Source organism: Trebonia sp. (genome assembly GCF_030042015.1).
Taxonomy (GTDB): domain Bacteria; phylum Actinomycetota; class Actinomycetes; order Streptosporangiales; family Streptosporangiaceae; genus Trebonia.
Genome location: NZ_JASIAL010000361.1, coordinates 1 through 6,870, shown reverse-complemented (window position 1 = coordinate 6,870; position 6,870 = coordinate 1). Strand labels below are relative to the sequence as shown.

Annotated in this window: 7 protein-coding genes; 3 read left to right on the top strand and 4 right to left on the bottom strand. The window is 71.7% G+C overall.

What is annotated here, in order from left to right; genetic code table 11:
* The gene (locus Q1N79_RS19460) at positions 1 to 963 is read right to left on the bottom strand and encodes an ABC transporter ATP-binding protein (protein WP_300610919.1); all 963 of its coding nucleotides are present in this window, start codon (positions 961 to 963) and stop codon (positions 1 to 3) included.
* Entirely contained in the window at positions 960 to 2,111 is a 1,152-nt protein-coding gene (locus tag Q1N79_RS19455) for an outer membrane lipoprotein carrier protein LolA (protein ID WP_300610918.1), read from the bottom strand. Before Q1N79_RS19455 ends, Q1N79_RS19460 begins: the two co-directional genes overlap by 4 nt.
* 124 nt (positions 2,112 to 2,235) lie before the next feature.
* Between Q1N79_RS19455 and Q1N79_RS19450 the strand changes: the two genes are divergently transcribed.
* Positions 2,236 to 2,889 carry a hypothetical protein gene (locus Q1N79_RS19450; protein ID WP_300610916.1) on the top strand — a complete coding sequence of 218 codons (654 nt, stop codon included), beginning with the start codon at positions 2,236 to 2,238 and terminating at the stop codon, positions 2,887 to 2,889.
* A 660-nt stretch (positions 2,890 to 3,549) separates the two neighbouring features.
* Here the strand turns inward: Q1N79_RS19450 and Q1N79_RS19445 are convergent.
* The gene (locus Q1N79_RS19445; protein WP_300610914.1) at positions 3,550 to 4,089 is read right to left on the bottom strand and encodes a DUF4232 domain-containing protein; all 540 of its coding nucleotides are present in this window, start codon (positions 4,087 to 4,089) and stop codon (positions 3,550 to 3,552) included.
* Positions 4,090 to 4,201: 112 nt separating this feature from the next.
* Between Q1N79_RS19445 and Q1N79_RS30760 the strand changes: the two genes are divergently transcribed.
* Together Q1N79_RS30760 and Q1N79_RS19435 are read left to right on the top strand one after the other, a co-directional pair.
* A complete protein-coding gene (locus Q1N79_RS30760) occupies positions 4,202 to 4,705 on the top strand; it encodes an ATP-binding protein (protein ID WP_367185109.1) in 504 nt (167 codons plus the stop codon).
* 114 nt (positions 4,706 to 4,819) lie between these two features.
* A complete protein-coding gene (locus Q1N79_RS19435) occupies positions 4,820 to 5,332 on the top strand; it encodes a hypothetical protein (protein ID WP_300610912.1) in 513 nt (170 codons plus the stop codon).
* Between the two features lie 441 nt (positions 5,333 to 5,773).
* Here Q1N79_RS19435 and Q1N79_RS19430 read toward each other — a convergent pair whose 3' ends face one another.
* Complete coding sequence (locus tag Q1N79_RS19430) at positions 5,774 to 6,766, bottom strand: heme o synthase (RefSeq protein ID WP_300610910.1); 993 nt, start codon at positions 6,764 to 6,766, stop codon at positions 5,774 to 5,776.
* Between the last annotated feature and the right edge of the window lie 104 nt (positions 6,767 to 6,870).

Genomic DNA, 6,870 nt, shown 5'->3' with positions numbered 1-6,870 from the left:
TCAGTGCTCGACATCGAAGCCTTCTCCGGTCAGGCCGACGAACAGGTCCTCCAGGCTCGGCGACTCGACCGACAGGCCGCGGACGGCGACGCCGGCGTGCACCAGCTCGGCGCAGACGTGCTCGGGCGCGGCGTCACCGAGTTCCGCGGTGATCTCGTCCTCTCGCTGCGACGCTGGCTCGGCCAGGCCGAGCTTGGCGAACACCTCGGCCGCCGCCGCCACGTCCGGCGTGCGCACCGTGATCCGGGCGGCGCCGGTGCGGCGCAGCTCAGGCAGCGACCCCTGGAAGACGAGGCGTCCGGTGCGCATCACCCCGACGTGCGTGCAGACCTGCTCGACCTCGGCCAGCAGGTGCGACGACACGAACACGGTGATCCCGTCCGCGGCGATCTGCCTGACCAGCGAGCGGACCTCGCGCGTGCCCTGCGGGTCTAGCCCGTTGGTCGGCTCGTCCAGCACGATCAGGTCGCGGGGCCGCAGCAGGCCGGCCGCGATCGCGAGCCGCTGCTTCATGCCGAGGGAGTAGTTGCGGTACTTCTTCTTCGCGGCGGCGGTCAGCCCGACCCGCTCCAGGGCGGAGCCGATCCGCGCCGCCGCGCTCTTCGGCGGCGCGGTCCTGTCCGCGGCGTCGTACCTGGCGAGGTTGTCCCAGCCGCTCAGGTACGGGTAGAACGCGGGGCCCTCGACCAGCGAGCCGACGCGGGACAGCACGCGGACGGCGCCGCCGGGCACCGGGACGCCGAGCAGCTCGGCTGAGCCGCTCGTCGGGTAGGCCAGGCCGAGCAGCATGCGGATCGTGGTCGTCTTGCCTGAGCCGTTCGGGCCGAGGAAGCCGTAGACCGACCCCTTCGGCACCGCCAGGTCGATGCGGTCCACGGCCAGCTGGCCGCCGCGGAACCGCTTGGTCAGCTTCGTGCTGCTTATCGCCAGGTCAGCGGCGCCGGCCGGGTTATGCCCGGTCATCCCGCGGTGTGCCCGACCGCGGCGTAAAGCACGCTCGGCTGGACGGCGCCGACGTAGACCTCGCCGTCGGTCATCAGCACCGACACCAGGCTGCTGGTCAGCAGCGTGCCGCTGCCCCAGGAGCCGTGCACCGGCCTGGCCGCGGCAAGCAGCGCGCTCAGCACCGCCTGGCTGTCGCCGCCGAGGCCGCCCGGGCCTGAAGAAACAGGAGCTGAGGGGCCGGAGGAACCGGGGACCGTTCGGGATAGTGAAAGGTCTGACTGGGGAAGCTCGGCGACGGTGAGCCAGCCCGAGCCGAACAGGCCGAACCCTGTCTGATCGGGCGCGCCGCCCGACGGTGTGCCGTGGCCCGTGCCCAGGTTCACCACGGTGAGCGTGGCGCCTGGCGGCGGCGTGAACTGCAGGTTCGCCGGGGCCGGCGTGCCGAACGAGAGCCGCGTGTAGCCCACCTGGAACGCGGGCGAGGTGGCCCCGCTGGCGAAGACCTGCACCCGCAGCGGCACCCCGTACTTCCCGTCGATCGCGATGACGACCCGGCCGATCAGCGACCGCGGGTCCTTCGGCGCCAGGACGAGCTGGTAGGCGGGCTCGCCGGCCACCAGCACGTTGCTCTGCAGCGTCACCGTCGTGGTCGTGCCGACGGCCGCGAGCAGCTCGTTCGCGGCCTGCTGCGGGGTGAGCGCCGGGACGGCGGGCAGCTCCGCCGGGGCGCGCCTGGCCGCCCCGTTGGGCCAGGTGTACTCGGTCACGGTGTCCGGCGCGCTCTGCCAGAGCCAGGCCTTGTTCCCGTCCCTGATGAGGTCGGTCTCGCTGAGGGTCTGCGGCACCTGCAGCCGGAAGTGCTGCGGGCTTTCGTAGTAGACCTGCAGCGTGTGCGATCCGGTCAGCAGCGAGGACAGGGCCGTCGGGTTGGCCGCCTGCGGGAGCTGGGGCAGCCCGAGCGAGGCGGTCTCCACCACCGTGCCGGTCAGCGGGGGCAGCTTGGCGTCGGCGCTGACCTGTGCAAGCAGCTGCGCGGGCGTGCGCGCGGGCAGCGCCGGGGCCGCCTGCGCGATCGTCAGCTGCGACGCCACGACGACGCCGCCCGTCACGACCACGGCGGCGGCGGGGACCAGCCACCGTCCCCGCCGCGACAGTCGTATCGGCACTATCCTCACCCGTTCCCTGCCTGCTCCGGTCGCCTCACCGCACAGTCTGCCGCAGCCGGGCCGTGCGGAGGCTGAGAGCGCTGTTCGCGTATGCCGGGACTTACGCGACACTGTACCCGCGCGCGTGCTTGTCGTAGCGGACCAGCGGCGGCTGGCCGCCGCGGTCACGTCACCCCGGCCGGGACCGCCGCGGACGGAAGCGGCGTCCGGCTGCTCGAAGCTGGCGCGGGCCAGGGTCGATACCCACGGCTGCGCGCAGATGGGCCGGAACCGTGTGCATGAGCTCAACCGGGAGCATGTGGCAGCACCGGTCGCCGAGGCCCTCGGCGGGCTGCGGCTTGCGCTGTGGAAGCTGTTCAGGAACACGCTGGGTTCCTGGAACCCCAAGCCCGTCTACGGGTGCGTGTTCGGCTCTGCGGCGCGGGGCGACGGCGACGTCCACAGCGACATCGACGTGCTTCTGGTGCGTGCGCCGGTGGCCGGGGAGACCGACCCGCGCCGCGGCTCGGGCGGCCTGGCCGTCGTCGCCGGGTACGCGTCGGAGTTCATGGCGGTCCAGCTTACGACGCGGCAGGCCTCGAAATGGGCCCGCCAGGTGGAGCAGCTGCACGAGCTCGTCCCCGCATGGACCGGCAATCCCCTGCAGGTCCTGGAGATGTCCACGTTCGAGTGGGCCGATCACCGACGGCGGCGCACTTCGCTGTTCACCGAGATCGACCGTGACGCTATCCAGGTGGCGGGCGGGACCTCCTTGAGCGCACGGACCGGACCTGCTTAGCCATGCCGTCGTCATCGCGCACAGCCCAATGCGGAACAGCTGAAGCACGCAGCCGGCTGCGAACCGCCCGCGCCTACCTTGAGGTCGCCGCCCTCGTCCTTGACGAGCGCGGCCGGGACGAGTACCTCAACGTCTCGCCGGACTCTCCGTCCTTGCCGGCATCGCCGCCTCTGACAGCATCTGCTGCGCCCGGCTCCGCTCCCGGCACAGGGGCGATGGCCACCGCGGTGCCGCGGACCTTCTCCGCCGTGCCACGCCCGATGGCCCTGAACTGGCAGTCACCCCGCTGCGGCTCCTTGACCTGAAGGACGAAGCACACTACGGCGTGCTGGCGGTCGCCGCCCGCAAGGCACGCGACGTCCATCGCTGGGCTGCACGCCTCGTCGAGCGGGCCACCCAGGAAGCTGAGCGATAGCCGGCCCGCACTCCCGCCGCACTCCCGCCGCACGCGAGTTCTGCCCCGCCGTCGGCGATCAATCGGCTCCGGGGCCCCGGTCCCGGATGCCCGTTTCAGCAGGCGCCGAACTGGCACGGCGCGGGGAGTACCGCCCCGGAGAACTACCGCCCCAGTCCTGTCGGAGGCGAAGTTAGCTCCGGCGCCGGGCAGGTAATCGTGGGCGCGTGCCAGGTTCGGGAGCTGGTGTCGAGCACCCGCGCAGCCTATATGTTCGTGCCGGGCCGGACCACCGACACGAACAGGTACGTGTGGTGCTTGAGCGTGCACACGGGCAGGCTGAAGAACGTGACGTCCGAGCCCTTCTCGTTCGGCGGGTAAACCCGCAGGAGGCTCGCGTACGCCGGCTTGCAGCCGGACGTGCCGACCTCCGCGGCCCCGTAGCCGAACAGCACGTGCGCGGTACCGCCCGCCGGGATCGTCACCCAGGCCGCCTTGTACACCGGACTGCGCTCGGCGGCGTCGCCGAGCTGGTTCAAGTTGATGCCGGTGGCCGAGACACCCGGGTAGCCGAAGGTGCGGCACGCGTGGCTGCTCGTGTTGGTGAACTCCAGCGCGTAGTAGTAGGTGCCGGCCGCGCCGCTGAGGGAGCTGACGTTCACCCAGACCCCGAGGTTGCCGGCGGTGCAGGCAGGCGGAACGGCGGGCGCGGCCGAGGCGGCCGACGCGGCCCAGACGGCCGGCCCGGTGCCTAGTCCCAGCGCCGCGACGATGACGGCGACGGTCCGACGGGCTCTCGTGCCCATTGCGTCTCCCAGGTGTTGGAGGGTTCCCTCCGGCGCATGTTCCCTGGTACGCAGTGCCTCACACGCACCCGGCCCGGCGGTGGAAGGGCTTCCGCGGGGCAGATGATCACGGGTGCCGTCCGGCGGTCACTCGCCCGCGAACGGCGGCATCCTGGCGGCCAGCGTCGCCGCTGGCCGGTGCCTGGTGACAGGTGACAGGAACAGCCTCGACCGGCTGCTGGTGAACCTGCTGGACAACGCCGTGCAGTACGCGAAGTCGATCCCCGCCGGTGATAGGGAACGTGCCTTCGACCGGTTCGCCTGTCTCGACACCGCGCGCAGCCGGGACGATGATCAGGGCGGCGGCACCGGACTGGGCCTGGCCATCGTCCGGGCGACCGCCCAGGCCCACGGCGGCAGGGCGCACCTGGAGCCCGCGGCACCCGATGCGCGGCCGCCGGGCCTGCGCGCCGTGGTCCGCCGGTCGGTCGCGCCTTATACGTTTGCGATTTGCGGTGTCAGGACAGCAAGCGTGCCCGGCAGGAGCATGATCGTGGGTCGGTGGTGGCCGTATACGATGTTTTTGACCCATGATCATGCTCTATGCCTGATTTCCTGGCGGCGTTTCGTGCCTTGATAGCTGAAATGTTCGCTATATACCCCTGCCTATTGCGGTGCGCGGCGCGTCCGGCCCGCGCTTATGGCCTGCCCGCCCGCCGCGAGCGCGCGGGGTCCGGACAGAAAGCGTCTCATGCGGAACAGCAGGCCCGTCATCGCAGTCATCGCCGCCGCCGCAGTCCTGGGCGGCCTCACCGCGTCGCCCGCGTTCGCACAGCCGCCGCCGGGGATCTTCAACGGGCTCATCTCGGGCACGGTCAACGCCGGCCAGACGGGGACCGCGCCGGCGTTCACCGCGACCGTCACGACCAACGACCAGTCCGGGTACATCCTTGTCGCGCAACTGAACGGCGAGCCGGAGTTCGCAGACGGCGTCCTTGAGAACGTCCCTGACTTCAACGACTACCCCGGTGACCCGGCCGGCACCGTCCACGCCATCCCGGACGACGCCTGGTCCGTTGCGACAGGCACCGGTGCCCCGCAGGGCTTTAACGCCGGCGACACGCCGATCACCCTCGTGACGGCCGATTCCCCGTCGGCAGCAGGCGGGGACGTGTACGACCAGACCCTCAGCGTCGCCGTCCCCGGCAATCAGGCGCCCTCGGTCTACAACGGCACGGTTGGTTACGCCGCGGTGGGTTCCTGACCCGCCGTCAACGGGCCCGCACCGTCCGGCTACACGACTGGCCAGCGCCGGAGGGACGACCATGGGAACGCCCGGCACCGCCCGCCGGCCGGCCATCGTCGTCAGCATGTGGCCGGCGGGGTTCCGCGTGCCGTCGAACCGGTGACACAGGCGCGGGCCCCCCGGTGCTTAGCCGGGACCTGAACAGGCTCCAGAGCCTCGGCTTGATTAGACGGACAGGCCGCGGCTACATGGCGCTGGCCGATGTCGTGCTGGCATTCTTGCCGCCGATGGCAACAACCGAGGAATAGGGTGCCGATGTCCCCGCCCGGCGCGACCATCCTGACCGCGATCGCGACCACGGTCCTCGCCACCTGCGCGATCCTCAGCGCGGTCCTCACAAACCTGGCGTTTCGTAAGCAGTCCCGCGAGGTGTGGGAGACGGCAGATCATGCGCGGTTGTTACCAGCGGCCCCAGGGGAGCAGGGCGGTGATCGCTACCGCGACGAACAGCAGCGTCAGGTATCCGATCGACAGGTGGAACAGGCGCATCGGCACCGGGCGGGGGTGCGGCTCGCCGCCGCCGGGGACCGCCGCGGAATCGGCGCGGACCTGGGCGTGCAGCCGGTGGGCCTCGATGAGGAACCAGCCGCCGAGCCCGAGCGCGGCCGTGCCGTAGATCCAGCCCGCGTACGGCGCCAGGGCCAGGGTGGCGGCGACCATCGCGTAGGAGTACCAGACGATCTTGCGGGTCACCACGGCGGCCGGGGCGACCACCGGGAGCATCGGGACGCCCGCGGCGGCGTAGTCCTTGCGGAACTTCATCGCCAGGGCCCAGAAGTGCGGCGGGGTCCACAGGAAGATCACCGCGAACAGCACGATCGCGGGCAGCGCCACCGTGCCCTTGACCGCGGCCCAGCCGACGAGCACGGGGAAGCAGCCGGCCGCGCCGCCGATCACGATGTTCGACGGGCTGCGCCGCTTGAGCAGCAGCGTGTAGACGAAGACGTAGAACAGGATCGCCGCGTCGGCCAGCGACGCGGCCAGCCAGTTGGCCATCAGGCCGAGCAGCGCGGTGGCGACCGCGCCGAGCACGATCCCCCAGGCCAGTGCCTCGGCCGGCGTTATCACCCCCTGCTTGGTGACCAGCGGGCGGCGCGCGGTGCGCTTCATCACCGCGTCGATGTCGCGGTCGATGTAGCAGTTGATCGTGTTCGCGCTGCCTGCCGCCAGCGTGCCGCCGATCAGCGTGACGAGAACCAGCCGCACGGACGGCAGGCCCCGCTGCGCGAGCAGCATCGTCGGCACCGTGGTGACCAGCAGCAGCTCGATGATGCGCGGCTTGGTGAGCGCGACGAGCGCGCGGGCGATCGCCTGGGGCCGACGGCGTTCGCGGCCGACGGCGTGCGGCGGGCCGTCGCGGCCCGCCACCGTCGCTGGCAGCGCGCTCGGCACAGAGGTCACTGCTTGCCTTCGGGCGCGTCGCTTCCTGGCGCGCTGGGTTCGCTCTCGCCCGCCCCGCCCGCGGCGGGCTCGGCATCGGCGGCTGCCTGCGCGGC

Excerpts from the sequence above, each read along its gene's own strand:
- Q1N79_RS19460 (WP_300610919.1), bottom strand. The coding sequence starts at position 963 with ATGACCGGGCATAACCCGGCCGGCGCCGCTGACCTGGCGATAAGCAGC.
- Q1N79_RS19445 (WP_300610914.1), bottom strand. The coding sequence starts at position 4,089 with ATGGGCACGAGAGCCCGTCGGACCGTCGCCGTCATCGTCGCGGCGCTG.
- Q1N79_RS19435 (WP_300610912.1), top strand. The coding sequence starts at position 4,820 with ATGCGGAACAGCAGGCCCGTCATCGCAGTCATCGCCGCCGCCGCAGTC.